This is a genomic window from Paenibacillus aurantiacus (assembly GCF_042431225.1).
Taxonomy (GTDB): Bacteria; Bacillota; Bacilli; order Paenibacillales; family Paenibacillaceae; genus Paenibacillus_Z; species Paenibacillus_Z aurantiacus.
On record NZ_JBHMDO010000029.1, the window covers coordinates 79829 to 96945 of the forward strand.

At 55.1% G+C, this 17117-nt stretch carries 8 protein-coding genes and 1 pseudogene; 8 read left to right on the forward strand and 1 reads right to left on the reverse strand.

From position 1 onward, the window contains the following. Positions 1–21 precede the first annotated feature (21 nt). Positions 22–2085: pseudogene (locus ACFFSY_RS17700) on the forward strand (alpha-glucuronidase family glycosyl hydrolase). 346 nt (positions 2086–2431) lie between these two features. Here ACFFSY_RS17700 and ACFFSY_RS17705 read toward each other — a convergent pair. Continuing rightward, a complete protein-coding gene (locus ACFFSY_RS17705) occupies positions 2432–2845 on the reverse strand; it encodes a very short patch repair endonuclease (RefSeq protein ID WP_377496393.1) in 414 nt (137 codons plus the stop codon). 612 nt (positions 2846–3457) lie between these two features. Here ACFFSY_RS17705 and ACFFSY_RS17710 point away from each other — a divergent pair. The 7 genes from ACFFSY_RS17710 to ACFFSY_RS17740 all read left to right on the forward strand — a co-directional run bounded on the left by ACFFSY_RS17710 (position 3458) and on the right by ACFFSY_RS17740 (position 17098). Next, entirely contained in the window at positions 3458–5158 is a 1701-nt protein-coding gene (locus ACFFSY_RS17710) for an ABC transporter substrate-binding protein (protein ID WP_377496508.1), read from the forward strand. 108 nt (positions 5159–5266) lie between these two features. Beyond that, entirely contained in the window at positions 5267–6235 is a 969-nt protein-coding gene (locus ACFFSY_RS17715) for an ABC transporter permease (RefSeq protein ID WP_377496394.1), read from the forward strand. A 13-nt stretch (positions 6236–6248) separates the two neighbouring features. Continuing rightward, the gene (locus ACFFSY_RS17720) at positions 6249–7151 is read left to right on the forward strand and encodes a carbohydrate ABC transporter permease (protein ID WP_377496396.1); all 903 of its coding nucleotides are present in this window, start codon (positions 6249–6251) and stop codon (positions 7149–7151) included. Between the two features lie 3 nt (positions 7152–7154). Continuing rightward, the gene (locus tag ACFFSY_RS17725; protein ID WP_377496398.1) at positions 7155–7406 is read left to right on the forward strand and encodes a hypothetical protein; all 252 of its coding nucleotides are present in this window, start codon (positions 7155–7157) and stop codon (positions 7404–7406) included. A gap of 479 nt (positions 7407–7885) precedes the next feature. Further along, on the forward strand, positions 7886–11350 hold the full coding sequence (locus ACFFSY_RS17730) for a carbohydrate-binding protein (protein ID WP_377496400.1): 3465 nt from the start codon (positions 7886–7888) through the stop codon (positions 11348–11350). A gap of 134 nt (positions 11351–11484) precedes the next feature. Then, a complete protein-coding gene (locus tag ACFFSY_RS17735; RefSeq protein WP_377496403.1) occupies positions 11485–14232 on the forward strand; it encodes a family 43 glycosylhydrolase in 2748 nt (915 codons plus the stop codon). Between the two features lie 19 nt (positions 14233–14251). Continuing rightward, complete coding sequence (locus ACFFSY_RS17740) at positions 14252–17098, forward strand: endo-1,4-beta-xylanase (protein ID WP_377496405.1); 2847 nt, start codon at positions 14252–14254, stop codon at positions 17096–17098. Positions 17099–17117: the final 19 nt, after the last annotated feature.

Consider the following 17117-nt stretch of genomic DNA (forward strand, 5'->3'; position numbering starts at 1 on the left):
GAACGAGCGGAGGTATGGAATATGAACGACGATGCGAATTGGGATCGCTGCTGGCTGCGATTCAACCCCGTAGCGGACCGAGATCGACTGGAGGAATACCGGCAATGGGGGCAGGAGATTGGCGTCGCCGATCCGGCGGATGAGGTGCTCCAGACCGCGGCGGCAGAGCTAATGGACGGACTCGAAGCCATGCTCGGCGCAAGGCCCCGGAGAACGGCGGCATACACGGGGAGGGCTGGAATACTGCTCGGCACGCACGGACAGCTGACTGCTCTTCCAATCGATGTCGAATGGCCAACGGATGCCGTAGACGGCTATATCATGAGAAGCATGATCATCGAAGGACGGCCCAAGCTTGTGTTGGCGGGACAGTCGGCCAAAGGCGTCTTGTATGCGGTGTTTCACCTCCTCCGGTTGATGCAAGGCGGCGAAGAGTTGACCAACTTGGCGGTAACCGAAACGCCGGCGAACGACCTGCGCATGTTGAATCAGTGGGACAATATGGACGGTTCGATTGAGCGGGGGTATGCGGGACGATCCATTTTCTACCGGAATCACGAATTCGCACAAGATACGTCCCGCCTTCGCGACTATGCCCGCTTGCTCACCTCGGTCGGCATTAACGCGATCGCGATCAACAACGTCAACGTGCATGCGGCCGAGAGCCTGCTCATCACGAAAGAGCGGCTGCACGACGTCGCTCGCGTCGCCGCGATCTTCCGGCGCTTCGGCATAGCCGTCTTCCTGAGCGTCAACTTCGCAAGTCCGCTGCAGCTTGGCGGCCTAACGAGCGCGGACCCGCTGGATGAGCACGTTATCCGGTGGTGGAAGGAGATAGCCCGGGACATCTACCGGGAAATCCCGGACTTCGGGGGATTTCTCGTGAAGGCCGATTCCGAAGGCCGACCCGGGCCGTTCACTTACGGCCGCGATCATGCCGACGGCGCCAACATGCTGGCGGACGCGCTGGCGCCATACGGCGGCTTGGTCATCTGGCGCTGCTTCGTCTACAACTGTTAGCAGGATTGGCGCGACCGGACGACGGACCGGGCCAAAGCGGCGTACGACCATTTTACGCCGCTGGACGGGAAGTTTCGGGACAACGTCCTGCTGCAGATCAAGAACGGGCCGATGGATTTCCAGGTTCGCGAGCCCGTCTCCCCGCTATTCGGCGCAATGCCCGCGACGAATCAGATGCTGGAGCTGCAGATTACCCAAGAATATACGGGTCAGCAGCGCCATCTGTGCTACTTGGTCCCGCAGTGGAAAGAAGTGCTGGACTTCGACACGCACGCGCGCGGAGCCGGCAGCACCGTCGCCGATGTGGTCGGCGGCCGATTGTTCGGCAGCCGTCGAGGCGGTATCGCGGCGGTATCGAACATTGGCGATGCACCTTATTGGACGGGACACGTACTTGCGCAAGCGAATCTGTATGGGTTCGGCAGGCTGGCCTGGAACCCGCGGTTAACGTCCGAGGAGATCGCGAAGGAGTGGATTGGCCAGACGTTCGGGGTAGACCCCGAGGTGACGCGAGCCGTGTGCAAGATGCTGCTGGATTCATGGGGCATCTACGAGAAGTATACGGCGCCTCTCGGCGTGGGCTGGATGGTCAACCCGGACCATCATTACGGCCCGAATGTAGACGGCTATGAGTATTCGCGCTGGGGGACCTATCACTTCGCGGATCGTCATGGCATCGGGGTAGACCGGACGGTTCGTACCGGAACGCGCTACACGGCGCAATATTTCGCGCCGAATGCCGAGCTGTACGAGAATTTGGAGAGCTGTCCGGACGAACTCCTCTTGTTCTTCCACCATGTGCCGTATACGTACAGACTGAAGTCGGGAGAGACGGTCATCCAGCACATCTACGACACCCGCTTCGAAGGCGTGCTTCAGGCGGTTGAGCTGTTGAATGCGTGGAGTTCGCTCGAGAGCAAACTGGATGCGGACCGGTTCGAACAGGTCCGCCTTCGATTGCGGGAACAAGTGAAACATGCGCGGGAATGGCGCGATCAGATCAACACGTACTTCTACCGCAAATCGGGCATTCCGGATGAACGTAATCGAGGCATCTATGCTTAGAAGCGATAATGCGAAGGGGGGGTCCCAACAGTCATCGAAAAGATGACGTTAGGATACCCCCGTTCTCAAATGAAATCTTTTGGTTACCGCATCCACTGCGCGGTCGCATGTTCTTCCGATATAAGGTGATTGGTTTGCGTTCACTGTCGCAAGACAGGGAATGCAGCATTCACCGACACGCTGTTGTTCCCGGATTCCCTGAATGTAATCGGCGAAGGTAGGAATCCACTCACAAAGGATGATTGGTTTGCGCTCCGTTATGGAGCGCAGCATTCATCCAAAGGCGAACGCTAGTTTATGCTTCCGAAGCAGCTTTCCTTATGGAAAGCTTTTAGCTTCTCCAGAATCATACGTCCTCTTCGTTCGGGGTAACCCCGTCTTTTTGTAGTTGCGCCTTGACGATCGTTTCGCAAATCTGTTCGATCTTCGAATCGAAATCAAATTTCAAATCGTGTTCCCATATACGAATTAAAAACCAGTTTTTGGCCTGATAGTGTCTTGATACTTCTATGTCTCTATCAATATTGCGATTAATCTTCTTAGCCCAGTAATCATGGTTTTTGGCAGGTAACTTGAAGTGTTTGCTGCAACCATGCCAAAAACATGAGTCAATGAATATCGCGATTCTATATTTTTTAATCGCAATATCAGGTTTCCCGAATAAAGAAAGGACATTTTTTCGGTAACGAAATCCATTTCTCCAAACCGCTTTAGAAACCGATTGTTCTAGCTTAGTGTTCTTACCTTTTATTTTTCCCATCGGAGATTTACTGACATCGCCACCAGAACTAATAACACTGACCTCCTCTCTATTTGATATGGAACATATGTTCCCTATCGATTTTACTCCTTCTCGTACTCAAAATCAAAAATAATAGTAAAACATTAATACTCTGATAAGAATTCATTTTCGAAGTCTGAGTATGTAAATGAAAGCTAAATTGTTAAGTTTTGTCTTACTCAACCCGAAAATAATGGCACTCCCGAGAGGCGAAGCATTCAGACCTTGACCGGGAGCCAACGCCACCTGTGGCCCATAGTTAACAAGCGTATATCTTAGGAATGCCTTCAAAACTACGTAAGCCTTGTCCGACAGGACAAAAGCGTGCCAGCTCAAGCCAACCCGCCAACCGCGAACAACGTGCCAGCACGAAGAAGGGAGTCCAGAGGGCGAAGTCCTTTGGTTCCCCTCAGCGGAGGGGGAAGGGGGAGGGAATAACTCAAACCTATAGTTTAACAGGTGATACACCTTGAGTCCGTCCGGTTGTTGTCGTTTATTGTAAGCGCTACACTTTTTACAAGAAGACGATATCCTCGGTGGATGCAAGCCGAAGATAGGGTTGGATGGCTAAAGGAGGAGCAGGGGATGGTTATGCAGAGAAACAAGAAATTGTGGGGTTCCATGTCGCTCGCGCTAGCGCTGAGCATCGCGCTTGTCGGCTGCAGCGACAATAATGGCGGCAATAATGGCGGCAGTAACGCACCTTCGACTACGCCGAGCAACAACGGCAGCGGCGAGGCAACCGAGGAGACGAAACCGGTCACGCTCTCGGCATTCATTAGTACGCCGAACCAGGCGCCGACGCCGGACAACCGGATTTACAAGAAGATCAAGGATGAGCTCGGCGTAACGCTTAATATGGAATTCCTCGTCGGTGATCTGCAGCAGAAGCTGGGCGTCATGATTGCGGGCGGCGACTATCCGGATCTCATCACGGCGGATACGAAGCTGGTTGCGGCCGGCGCCGTCATTCCGCTGGAGGACCTGATCGAGAAGCATGCGCCGAACCTGAAGAAGCATTATGCCAAAGCGTGGAACAAAATGAAGGATTCCAGCGACGGCCATATTTACTGGCTGCCGAATTACGGCGTCGTGACCGGGGAGCCGAAGTTCAACAGCTACTCGGGTCCCGCCTTCTGGATCCAAAAAGATATTCTGAAAGAAGCGGGTTATCCGACGCCGAAAACGTTGGATGATTACATGAAGCTCATCCGCGAGTATGCGGCTAAGCACCCTCAGATCGACGGCCAGCCAACTATCGGCTATACGACGCTGGCGTTCGACTGGCGGACCTTCCCGCTGCTGAACGCGCCCGAGCATCTGACCGGCCATCCGAACGATGGCGGCGTCGTCGTAGATAACGGAGTGGCCTCCGTTTTCGCCGACAAGGATATCGCGAAGCGCTACTACAAAGAACTGAATGCCCTCTATAACGAAGGGCTCATGGATAAAGAAGCGTTCATCCAGAACTACGACCAGTATCTCGCGAAGCTGTCCTCCGGCCGCGTGCTCGGCATGTTCGATCAGCACTGGAACTTCCAACCGGCGGAAGATACGCTCGTGAGCCAAGGCAAGATCGGCAAAACCTATGTCGGCTTCCCATTAGTCTACGACACCAGCATTAAAGACTGGTATCTCGAACAGCCCGTTCCGAACTTGAACAACGGATTCGGGATCAGCGTGGATGCCAAAGATCCGGTTCGGATCATCAAATTCCTCGACGCCCTCATGGACGAGAAGTACCAGAAGCTCCTGAACTGGGGCGAGGAAGGCGTCGACTACATGGTCGGCGACGGAGGCAAATTCTACCGTACGCCGGAGCAGCGCAAGCAGCAGGAAGACCCGACCTGGAAATTGGCTAATCGGGCCGATGCGCTCTTGGGCGCGCTGCCGAAGATGGAAGGCACGTTCTCGGATGGCAACGCGACCAGCGCGGGGCTTCAGCCGGAGGAATTCTACGAATCGCTCAAACCGGAGGACAAGGAACTGCTCGATGCCTACGGACATAAAACATGGACCGACTTCTTCTCGACGCCGCCGGAGAACAACGTGTTCTACCCGGCATGGCAGATCGACCTCATCGAAGGGTCGGATGCTTCGATTGCCAATAAGCAAATGTCGGACGCTTCGCTAAAATACTTGCCGAAAGCGATTACGTCCAAGGCGGGAGAGTTCGATGCGGCTTGGAACGAATACGTCGAGGCTTACAAGAAAATCAACGTGAAAGCCTATGAAGATCGCATCAATGAGCAGATTCAATGGCGGATCAAGAACTGGACGAGCGGCGAATAACGAGCGCGGCCCGATAGAACGCGCGCAAGGCACCGGCGATGACGCCGCGTGCTTTGCGCGGTTTCGGCCAGCGCGAAAGAGATAGATGTAAGATAGGAGGAGAGTGCGATGGCGGGTTCCCCGGAATTGATTCCATCGAAGCAAGCAGCGCCGCAGGTCGTGCCGAAATCGTCCTTGTTGAAGCGGATGAGCGGCCAAAAGCAGCTCATGCTGATGTCGCTGCCCATACTGTTATATGTATTCGTATTCTCGTATTATCCGATCTGGGGCTGGACGATGGCCTTCCAGAACTACAAGCCGGCCAGATCGTTCGGCCAGCAGGAATGGGTGGGGCTCAAGCACTTTAAATTTCTGTTCAGCGACGATACGTTCTTGATGGTGCTGCGCAATACGATCGGCATGAGCGTAATCAATATGGTGCTTGGCTTCGTGACGGCGATCGTCTTCGCGATTCTGCTGAACGAGATCAAGCAAAAGTTGTTCAAGCGGAGCATTCAGACGATCTCCTACTTGCCTCACTTCTTGTCGTGGATCATCGTCACCGGCATTGTCGCGAATTCGCTGTCGGTTGATAGCGGCATCGTGAACGTGCTCTTGATGAAGCTTGGTTTCATCAACGAGCCGATTATGTGGCTGAGCGAGCCCAAATACTTCTGGGGAATCGTCGGCGCCTCCCATGTATGGAAGGAAGTCGGCTGGAACGCGATCATTTATCTCGCCGCCATCACGTCGATCGATCCGTCGCTCTATGAGGCGGCCGAGATCGACGGCGCGAACCGCTATCAGAAGATGCTCTACGTGACGCTGCCGGGTATCAAGTCCATCGTCATCATCCTGCTGATCATGAACTTGGGCTGGATTTTGGACGCGGGATTCGAAGTGCAGTATCTGCTCGGCAACGGCGTCGTGGTGGACTGGTCGCAGACGATCGATATTTTCGTGTTGAAATACGGGCTGCAGATCGGCAACTACTCGCTGGCTACCGCTGCCGGCATCTTCAAGACCGTCGTCAGCATCACGCTCATCTTCGCGGCCAACACGATCGCCAAGCGCTTCGGCGAGGACAGACTGATATGAGGAGGGCAAATCCATGAGAACGAGAACGCTCAAGCTGGAGCCGGTTGTCTTCCACACGCTTAATGCGATATTCATGATCGGCATTGCGATCGTAACGTTATATCCGTTCTTAAATACGCTCGCGATTTCCTTGAATGCGGGGAATGACACGATACGAGGCGGGATTTACCTGCTGCCTCGCGTATGGACGGATCAGAATTACAAAGCCGTCTTCGCGGGCGGCACGATCTATCATGCGTTCTGGATTTCGGTTGCGCGGACCGTCCTCGCGACGGTGCTCAGTCTGTTCCTCACGTCGATGCTGGCCTATGCGATCAGCCGCAAGGAATATGTCTTCCGCAAGCCGATCACGATCGTGGTCGTCATGACCATGTACTTTAATGCGGGATTGATTCCGTCTTATTTTCTGATCCGGGATCTGCATCTTCTGAACAACTTCCTGGTGTACATCATCCCAGGGCTGATCAGCGCATTCAACATGATCGTCATTCGGACTTATATCCAGACGCTTCCGGAGGGACTGATCGAGTCGGCCAAAATCGACGGCGCCGGCGATTTCCGAACGTTCATCTCCATTATTCTGCCGCTCTGCCAACCGGTGCTCGCCACGGTCGCCTTGTTCGTCGCGGTCGGCCAATGGAACTCCTGGTTCGATACGTTCCTGTATGCATCCTCCAAGCAAGATCTGAGCACCTTGCAGTATGAGCTCATGAAATTGCTGTCCTCGTCGATGCTCTCTAACAGCAGCGCTGCCGTCTCTAACGGCGCGGACCCCGGAGTCGCCAGAAACATGGTTACGCCGATGTCGATCCGGGCCGCGATTACGATCGTCGCTTCGTTGCCAATTCTGCTTGTCTATCCGTTCCTGCAAAAGTATTTCGTGCATGGCATGCAGCTGGGCAGCGTGAAGGAGTAACCGTTGTCGGCAGAAACTTTCAAAATCCGTGCTGCGGAAAGCCGCCCTGAAATCAATTATTCAGGGCGGCTTTCCTATTTTGCCAATAGAATAAACAGCCTCAATACCGCTTTGCAAAAAGTGTGTTTTTTGGGTGAAAAGGTGTACTTTTTTATTCGGCAAGTGACGGCGACGAATGAGCTTCCAGAGCGCCAAAACACGGCCGGATCGCGCCTTTTTTCGGGGCGGATCATCGCTGAAATCAGGAAGAGGTAAAGGTTGGTTGGCTTATGTAAAAACATGAACGTTGTATCGCGACCCGCGTTTACAACAAAATGAAAGGGCAAGCGCAATGTGTGCAGCTGGCAGAGGGAACCCAGTGAAATAGCGGGTTACAAGCGATTTTCGAGCCTTATAAACTCGCAAAAACTTTAACCTTTCCCATAAGAAATTGCATCGAAAACGCGAGAGGATTCCATTAAGATCATCTCTGCAAGCCAGTCAACCGAATGTTAAGGGTTACATCAAAGACGATCTTTCAGCTGCTTCTGCGCTGACTTGCGGATATCTCCAGCACCAGCATGAGACAAATGGTTGAAGCAGAGGGCGGCAAATATTGTTAGCGCTTACAGTCCGTTTGGCGTGCATCGGTCATGAAGGAGGTGATCAACTTTTCGAGAGGTAATAAGGATAGTTCCTAGCAAGCGTGAATGCATGCAACACCTGATTAATTCGTAAAAAGCGGAGGGTGTACGATGAAAAAATGGAACATGGTATTGGGGGCGGCCGTGGCGCTGACGCTGACAACCTTATGGGGCCCTGTCGCGGCGAACGTGCAGGCTGCGGATGCAAAAATTACGGCGGCGATAGCCAAAACGCCCGAAAGAGGCAATCCGCTGCTGTCGCATAAGTTCGGCGCCGATCCATCCGCGATGGTGTACGACGGAAGAGTATACCTCTATATGACCAACGACATCTTCGAATACAATGCCGATGGGACCGTGAAGGACAATACATACGGCAGAATCAACAAGATCACCGTCATCTCGTCGGCCGACATGGTGAACTGGACGGATCATGGCGAGATTCCCGTCGCCGGCCCGCAAGGCGCGGCCCGATGGGCGAACAACTCCTGGGCGCCGGCAGCTGCGCACAAGACGATTAACGGCAAGGAGAAGTTCTTTCTCTATTTCGCCGACAGCGCCAACGGCATCGGCGTACTTACGGCGGACAGCCCGATCGGGCCTTTCACCGATCCGATCGGCAAGCCGCTGGTGAGCAGAAGCACGCCGGGAGCTAGCGACGTGACCTGGTTATTCGACCCGGCGGTGCTGGTGGACGACGATGGGAGCGGATATCTTTACTTTGGCGGCGGCGTGCCAAACGGGAAGGAGGCCGATCCGGGAACCGCGCGAGTTGCCAAACTTGGGGCGGATATGACGAGCCTCGATCTGGCTGCAAGCGGTGGATCCGCCAAACCGATCAACCCGCCATGGCTGTTCGAGGACTCGGGCATCAACAAGTATAACGGCAAATACTATTATTCCTATTGCACGAATTTCTCGGGCGCGCATCCGGCGGATATTCCCGGAGGAACGATTGCTTATATGGTAAGCGATAATCCGATGGGGCCGTTCAAGTATGTTAAAACCATTCTGCCCAACCCTGGCGTATTCTTCGGCGTCGGAGGCAACAACCATCATGCCCTGTTTGAATTCAAAGACCAATGGTATATCACCTACCACGCGCAAACCTTGGCCAAGGCGATGGCCGAGAGCGGAACATACCCGCAAATGGGCGGTCAGCCGCATGGCTATCGCAACGCGCACGTCAATAAAGTAAGCTTCGATGCGAATGGCGTCATTCAGAACATTACCGGTGATTACGCTGGCGTTCCGCAGGTGAGCAATCTGGACCCGTACGCGAGAGTCGAGGCCGAAACGATCGGCTGGAACGGCGGCATCTCCACGGCAAGCAATACGGAGCCAGGCGCAATGGTCGAGAGCCTGAACCTCGCCGTGACCGGCATTGACGATGGCGATTGGACGGCGGCATCCAACGTAGACTTTGGCGCGACGGGCGCGGGAACCTTCACGGCTCATGTTGCAAGCGGTTCCAACGGCGGCAAGATCGAGCTGCGTCTGGATCGCCCCGACGGCACCTTGATCGGGACGCTGCCGATTGCCAGCACGGGCGGCGGCGATAGCTGGCAGACGAAAACAACCAGCGTATCCGGCGCGACCGGCGTTCACGATCTGTATATGGTCTACAGGGGAACGGCGGCGGACAATCTTTTCAAGGTCGATTACTGGCAGTTCGGGCAGAAGCGTACGGCACACGAGCTTGCGGCGATTAACGCCACGATCGATAAGCCGAAAATCGATGTTGCTCCCGGCGCCAACCAAGCGACCTTGAAGGTGACTGCCGTATATGCGGACGGAACAAGCGAGGACGTGACGGCTAAGGCGGTCGCAACGCCGGCGCAAGGCGGAATCGTAAGCGTCAATGGGGGGACTGTAACCGGCGTCGGCTATGGTGCAACCAGCATCAACGTCAGTTATGGCGGGAAGAGCGATACCGTTCATATGCTCGTCAAGGATCTGAACAGCGAACTAACTGTGAAACGGTTAACCGTCGATAACGCGTCATTCGCGTTGGAAGCGGGCCGAACGGCGTCTTTCAAAGTCACCGCGGAATACGTGGATGGACATACGGCGGACGTCACGACGAAGGCCGTCTACAGCAGCTCGAATCCGGATGTTGCCGACGTGTCGAACGGGACCATCACGGCAAAATCTAGCGGTACGGCGCAAATCACCGCGAGCTTCAAGGGCGAGTTAGGCGAGCCGGCATCGGTTCCTATAACGGTTACGGTTAACGCGCCTTCATTTGTGGCGATCGAGGCCGAGACCGGAGCTGTGGCGGGCACGATCGAAAGCCATACCTGGTCGCAGGTGGATGGACAATCGACGAAAGCGATGCTATTCGGGCCGGATACGGGCTTCGCGATGACCGGAACGGATGCTGCCACGCTCGCTTCCGGCGCCAAGCTTAGCTATAAAATCAACGTGCCTGCGGCAGGAACGTACAATGTCTGGCTGCTGACGAAGAGCGCCGATTTTTCCGGCGACTCCGTCCATGTCGGCATAGATAACGCTTATCGGTTCACCGCCAACGGCATCCATGGCGTAAGCGGCGGTCAATTCAAATGGGCCAATATCAGCGGAGCCAGCGGTGGCATATTCGGAGGCGCCTCCCTAACGCTAACGGCCGGCGAGCATGAGCTGAACTTCTGGGGCAGGGAAGACGGACTATCGATTGACCGAATTTATCTCACGACGAGCGGTTCAACCGCGGATCCGATCTGGCTGCCCGTTCAACCGCAAGAGCCTACCGCTTCGCTGTCGGCACCGAGCACGGTGAAACCCGGCGCAAGCTTTGCGGTTTCTATCAGTCTGGATGCAATGATACAAACTGTATACGCCGAAGACATCACCCTGACTTATGACCCAGAAGTATTCGAATATGTTAGCGCGGCAGGCGCGAATAACAACATTCAGATCGCGGGCGAGGATACGGACACAGCCGGTCAAGTCAGTCTCATCGCCGCGAATATCGGCGGCGCATCTGGCGCAAGTACACCGGTGCTGAATGTGACCTTTAAGGTGAAGGCCGGGGTCCATGACAAGACGGGAACGATCGCGGCTACCCGGGCCGAGCTGGGCGTAACGGCAGCTGGAACGGAGATCGAGGCTGCGCTTAGCAGTAAGCGCATCGCGGTAGGCAGCGTGGACGTGGGCGTCGATAAGACGGCATTGACGACAGCGATCGCGAACGCGCAAAGTCTCTATGACGCGGCAGTCGTCGGCACGCAGCCGGGTCAATACCCGCAAGCGGCCAAAGATGCGCTGGGCGCGGCGATTAACGCGGCGAAGACAATCAAAGAGAACGGAAACGCAACGCAGGCTGAAGTCGATAACGCCGTAACTGCCCTCAGCAGCGCGGTAAGCACCTTCAAGGGAGCGGTTGTGAAGGAAGCATCCGCGGACTTGAACCAAGACGGACGCTATTCCGTAGGCGACCTTGCGATGGTGGCGAACCATTACGGCAAGAATGCCGGCAGCGCGGATTGGGCGACGGCCAAGAAGGCGGATTTGAACAACGACGGCAAGGTCGATATTGTCGATCTGGCGTTCGTGGCAACGAAGATTCTCCAATAGGTAAATCGTTCGGCTGGTTGTTGACTGATCCAAGATACAGCTCATTAGGATAACAGCCTGCGGCACTGTCTTCAAAGATGGGGGACGGTCTGTCCCCCATCACGCATTGCCTAATCGGGGAGGAAAGCAACAATATGCGGATAAGAAAATGGGTTGCGTTCCTAGTAGTCATGGTCTGCACGCTAGGTTTACTGCCGGTCGGAACAACCCATGCGGACGGAGCCACCGCCAAGAATCCGTTTATATGGGCGGATGTACCGGATGTTTCCGTTATCCGGGTCAATGACGCGTATTACATGAGCAGCACGACGATGCACATGAATCCCGGCGTCCCGATTATGAAATCCAAGGATCTCGTGAACTGGGAAATCGTCAATTATGTCTACGATATTCTCGCGGATAGCGACAAACAGACGCTTTCCAATGGCCAAAACATATACGGTCAAGGCTCATGGGCAAGCAGCCTTCGGTATCATAATGGCAAGTTTTATATCGCGTTCGCTTCCAACGATATCGGAAAAACATTTATCTTCCAGACGACCGATATCGAACATGGAGCCTGGGAGAAGCACGAACTTGCCGGCGGGGTTTATCATGACATGTCGCTGCTGTTTGACGACGACGGACGGGTCTATATGGTTTATGGCGGCGGAACGATCAAGGTCATCGAACTGACCGCAGATGCTACCGCGATCAAACCAGGCGGGATGAATAAAACGATTATTCAAAATGCGAGCGCTCCCGGAGGAACTGGCGGTCTTGGGGCGGAAGGCTCGCACATCCACAAGATCAACGGGAAGTACTACATCTTTAATATTTCATGGCCAGCAGGGGGAATCCGCACGGAGCTTGTCCATCGGGCGGATCGAATCGACGGCAGTTATGAAGGGAAAATCGCCTTAAAATCGGGCAGTCAATCGAACGGCGCCGGCGTAGCGCAAGGGGGAATCGTTCAGACGCCGGAAGGCAAATGGTACGGCATGTTATTCCAGGACTATGGATCCGTCGGTCGGATCCCTTACCTTGTGCCGCTGACATGGAGCGGGGATGGTTGGCCGGTGTTCGGAGATGTCAATGATACCGGCATACCTGCCGAGTTGTCCAAAGCATGGGTTTCATCCGATAGCTTCGATCAGCGCGAGAAGACGATACATCCCTATCACACGGTGACCGCTAGCGGCGAGAATGAGGACAATGGCTCCAATCTTGCGGGCGTATGGCAATGGAACCATAATCCCGACAATCGGTTCTGGTCGCTGAACGATCGTCCGGGATATCTGAGACTGACGACGGGAAGAACGAGCGCTAGTCTGCTTCAGGCACGAAATACGCTTACGCAACGAACATTCGGACCCGAAAGTTCAGGGACGATCGCCATCGATGTGAGCCATATGAAGGACGGAGATTATGCGGGGATTGCGGCTCTCCAGCAGAATTACGGTTTTGTCGGCGTCAAGATGACCGGTACGTCAAAGTCCGTCGTCATGGTCAAAGGCAATTCGAGCTCCTCATCCGAAGCGTCGAATATCCCGCTCTCGCAGAACGTCGTGTATTTAAGGGTCGAGAATGATTTTAAGAATCGGACGGATAAAGCCAATTTCTATTACAGTCTCGACGGCGAGCGATGGGCCTCCATTGGGAGCACGCTTCAAATGTCGTATACGCTTCCTCATTTTATGGGCTACCGTTTCGCCTTATTCAATTACGCGACCAAGACGACGGGCGGTTATGTTGATTTTGATTATTTCAACATCGATGACAAGCTGAAAGGATCGAACCTCGACACTAATTCCGTCGTGGCGATCGAGGCCGAGACGGCAGCGGTCGAGGGAACCATCGAAGGCCACGCCTGGTCGCTCGCGGACGGACAGTCGACGAAAGCGATGCAGTTCGGACCGGATACGGGCTTCGCGATGACCGGAACGGATGCTGCCACGCTCGCTTCGGGCTCCAAGCTAAGCTACAAGGTCAATGTGCCGGCGGCAGGAACCTACAATGTCTGGCTGCTGGCGAAGAGCGCGAATTATTCAGGAGATTCCGTCCATGTCGGCGTGGATAACGCCTATCGGTTCACCTCCAATGGCATTCATGGCGTGAGCGGCGGTCAATTCAAATGGGCTAATATTAGCGGAGCCGACGGAGGACTGCTCGGAGGTGCTGCGCTGACGCTCTCCGCCGGCGAGCATGAGCTGAACTTTTGGGGCAGGGAGGACGGGTTATCGATCGATCGGATCTTCCTGACGACCGGCAATTCGACCGCCGAACCGATCTGGCCGCCTGTTCAACCGCGGGAGCCTGCCGCTTCGCTATCGGCACCGAGCACGGTGAAACCCGGCGCAAGCTTTGCGGTTTCTATCCGTCTGGATGCGATGATACAAACTGTATATGCCGAAGACATCACCCTGACTTATGACCCCGAAGTATTCGAATATGTTAGCGCGGCAGGCGCGAACGACAACATTCAGATCGCGGGCGAGGACACGGACACGGCCGGTCAAGTCAGACTCATCGCCGCGAATATCGGCGGCTTATCCGGGGCAAGCACGCCGGTGCTGCAGGTTACCTTCAAGGTGAAGGCCGGGGTTCATGACAAGACGGGAACGATCGCGGCTACCCGGGCCGAGCTGGGCGTAACGGCTGCGGGAACGGAGATCGAGGCCGCTCTCAGCAGTCAGCGCATTGCGGTAGGCAGCGTGGAAGCGTCGCCGGACGCGAACCAAGACGGGCGTTATTCCATAGGCGATCTTGCGATCGTCGCGAACCATTATGGCAAGGATGCCGGCAGCGCGGATTGGGCGACGGCGAAGCTGGTCGATATGAACAATGACGGCAAAATCGATATTGTCGATCTGTCCTATGTAGCAGCCAAAATTCTTGAATAGGTAAAAGGAGGAGAACGAAATGAGAAGAAGAGTCAAACAAACGATCTCTCGATTGCTCGCCGCAGCCTTGCTCATCCCGGCTGTCTGGATTGCGCCAACCGCGGATTCAACGGCATCGGCTGCCGCCAACACGATCATCGCCAAGAATGCTTCGGTTACGCATGATGTAGCTATTGCCGAGGCTTCAGCCGTATCTTTCGACGCGATCACCTTCGAGAATCAAACGTCAGGCGGCTTTGCCGGTCGGGCGGGAACGGAGACGTTGACGGTAACGAATGAAGCCAACCACACGAATGGCGGTTCATATGCGCTGAAGGTAGAGGGCCGGACGCAGACGTGGAACGGTCCAGCGCTGCGCGTGGAGCAATTCGTGGATCAAGGTTATGAATACAAAATCTCGGCCTGGGTGAAACTGATCTCCCCTGCGAGCGCGCAGCTCCAGCTCTCGACGCAGATCGGGCAAGGCAACAGCGCTAGTTACAATAGCGTGCAGGGCAAAACGATCAGCCAAGGCGACGGATGGGTCTTGCTCGAAGGGACCTATCGCTATACCAGTCTTGGCGACGGGTTCGTGACGATCTACGTGGAGAGCTCGAATAACGCCACGGCTTCCTTCTATATCGACGATATTCGATTGGAACGCGGCTCTGCTCCCATCGCCATTCAGAAGGACTTGAAACCGATCAAAGAGGCTTATCAAAATGATTTCCTGATCGGAAATATCGCATCCGCGGAAGACCTAAGCGGCGTGAAGCTCGACCTGCTCAAGCACCACCACAATGTTATCACGGCGGAGAATGCGATGAAACCCGATGCGACCCAACCGACGAAGGGCAACTTCACGTGGTCGGATCAACTCGTCGATTCCGCGCTGGCGCAAGGGTTGAGCGTACACGGACATGTGCTGGTGTGGCATCAGCAGACGCCGGCATGGATGAATACGGCCAGCGGTTCTCCGCTCGGCCGCGAAGAAGCGCTTGCGAACATGCGGACGCATATCAAGACCGTCATGGAGCATTATGGCGACAGACTCATCTCATGGGATGTCGTGAACGAAGCGATGAACGATAATCCGTCGAATCCGAGCGATTGGAAAGCGGCGCTGCGCAAATCCGACTGGTATAACGCGATCGGCGAGGACTACGTCGAGCAGGCATTCCTGGCCGCGAGAGAAGTGTTGGATGCGCATCCGGAATGGGACATCAAGCTGTATTACAACGATTACAACGATGATAACCAGAACAAGGCGCAAGCGATCTACAGCATGGTGAAAGAGCTCAACGAGAAGTATGCGCAGACGCATCCAGGCAAGCGGCTGGTCGATGGGATCGGCATGCAGGCGCACTATAGCGTGAATACGAATCCGAACAACGTGAAGCTGTCGCTGGAGAAATTCATTTCCTTGGGCGTGGAGGTGAGCATCACCGAGCTGGATATTCAGGCTGGCAGCGACGGGGTTCTGACAGAAGAGCAGGCGATCGATCAGGCTTACTTGTATGCGCAGCTGTTCCAGCTCTACCACGAGCATGCGGATCATATCGCACGCGTGACCTTCTGGGGATTGACGGATGCGACAAGCTGGCGGTCGGCGAACAATCCGCTGCTGTTCGATAAGAATCTGCAAGCCAAACCGGCGTATTACGGCGTGATCGATCCGGCCAAATTCATCGAGGAGCATCCGCCTGCATCGGGAAGCGCCAATCAAGGGTCGGCGGTCTACGCCACGCCCGTGGTGGACGGTGCCGTCGACGAGGCTTGGAGTCAAGCGCAGGCGATGCCGGTTAACCGGTATCAGACGGCATGGCAAGGCGCATCCGGGACGGCTAAAGCCCTATGGGACGATCATAACCTGTATGTACTCGTGCAAGTGAAAGACGCGCAGTTGGACAAGACGAACGTCAATACGTGGGAACAAGACTCCGTGGAGATTTTCGTGGATCAGAACAATGCCAAGACTTCGTCTTATCAGGACGATGACGGGCAGTACCGGGTCAATTTCGACAACGAGACTTCGTTCAATCCGGCGAGCATTGCGGAGGGCTTCGTCTCGGCAGTTCAGAAATCGGGAACGAATTACACGGTCGAGGTCCGAATCCCGCTCAATTCCGTATCGCCCGCCGATGGCAAGAAGCTTGGCTTCGACGTGCAAATCAATGACGCCAAAGACGGCATCCGCCAAAGCATCGCGGCATGGAACGACGCGACCGGAACCGGTTATATGGATCCGTCCGTGTTCGGCGTATTGACTTTGACGGGCAAAACGAACAATTCCAACGCTCCGGCCGCTGCTTTGACTGGTCCCGCTCAAGTATATACCGGACATCCATTCGAGTTGACATACGGTTTAACGAATGTGAAAGCTGACAACGGTATTCTTGCGCAAGACTTAACCTTTACCTACGATCCGGAGAAACTGCAATTCGTAGACGCGGCTTCGCTCGATGATGCGGTAGACGTTATTGGGGTGAATACGGATACCGCCGGCAAGCTCCGTATCCTGCTCGCCGGCAAAGGATCCGACAATGCCATAACGGCCGACGGCGCGATCTTGAAGCTGGAATGGAAACCGCTCCATACAACCGCGAGCACCGGCATTCAGCTTACGCAAGTCGAGCTGGCTAACGGAGAAGGCAAAGAAGTAAGGCTGGCCGCGGCTGGGCATACGCTCCGAATCGTGGATCAGCCTTCCGGCGATCTGAACAACGATGGAAGATACTCCATCGGCGACCTGGCCATGGCTGCTTCCGCATACGGCAAGACTTCCGCCGATCCGAACTGGAGCCAATACAGCATGATGGATCTCAACCGTGACGGCATGATCGATATCGTAGACCTCTCCGCAATCGCGAGTCTGATTCTGCAATGATGCCGATGAGACAATCGCG

What these genes read in the sequence shown, in the direction of transcription:
- ACFFSY_RS17705 (WP_377496393.1), bottom strand. Translation starts at nt 2,845, where the DNA reads ATGGGAAAAATAAAAGGTAAGAACACTAAGCTAGAACAATCGGTTTCT.
- ACFFSY_RS17710 (WP_377496508.1), top strand. Translation starts at nt 3,458, where the DNA reads ATGCAGAGAAACAAGAAATTGTGGGGTTCCATGTCGCTCGCGCTAGCG.
- ACFFSY_RS17715 (WP_377496394.1), top strand. Translation starts at nt 5,267, where the DNA reads ATGGCGGGTTCCCCGGAATTGATTCCATCGAAGCAAGCAGCGCCGCAG.
- ACFFSY_RS17720 (WP_377496396.1), top strand. Translation starts at nt 6,249, where the DNA reads ATGAGAACGAGAACGCTCAAGCTGGAGCCGGTTGTCTTCCACACGCTT.
- ACFFSY_RS17730 (WP_377496400.1), top strand. Translation starts at nt 7,886, where the DNA reads ATGAAAAAATGGAACATGGTATTGGGGGCGGCCGTGGCGCTGACGCTG.
- ACFFSY_RS17735 (WP_377496403.1), top strand. Translation starts at nt 11,485, where the DNA reads ATGCGGATAAGAAAATGGGTTGCGTTCCTAGTAGTCATGGTCTGCACG.
- ACFFSY_RS17740 (WP_377496405.1), top strand. Translation starts at nt 14,252, where the DNA reads ATGAGAAGAAGAGTCAAACAAACGATCTCTCGATTGCTCGCCGCAGCC.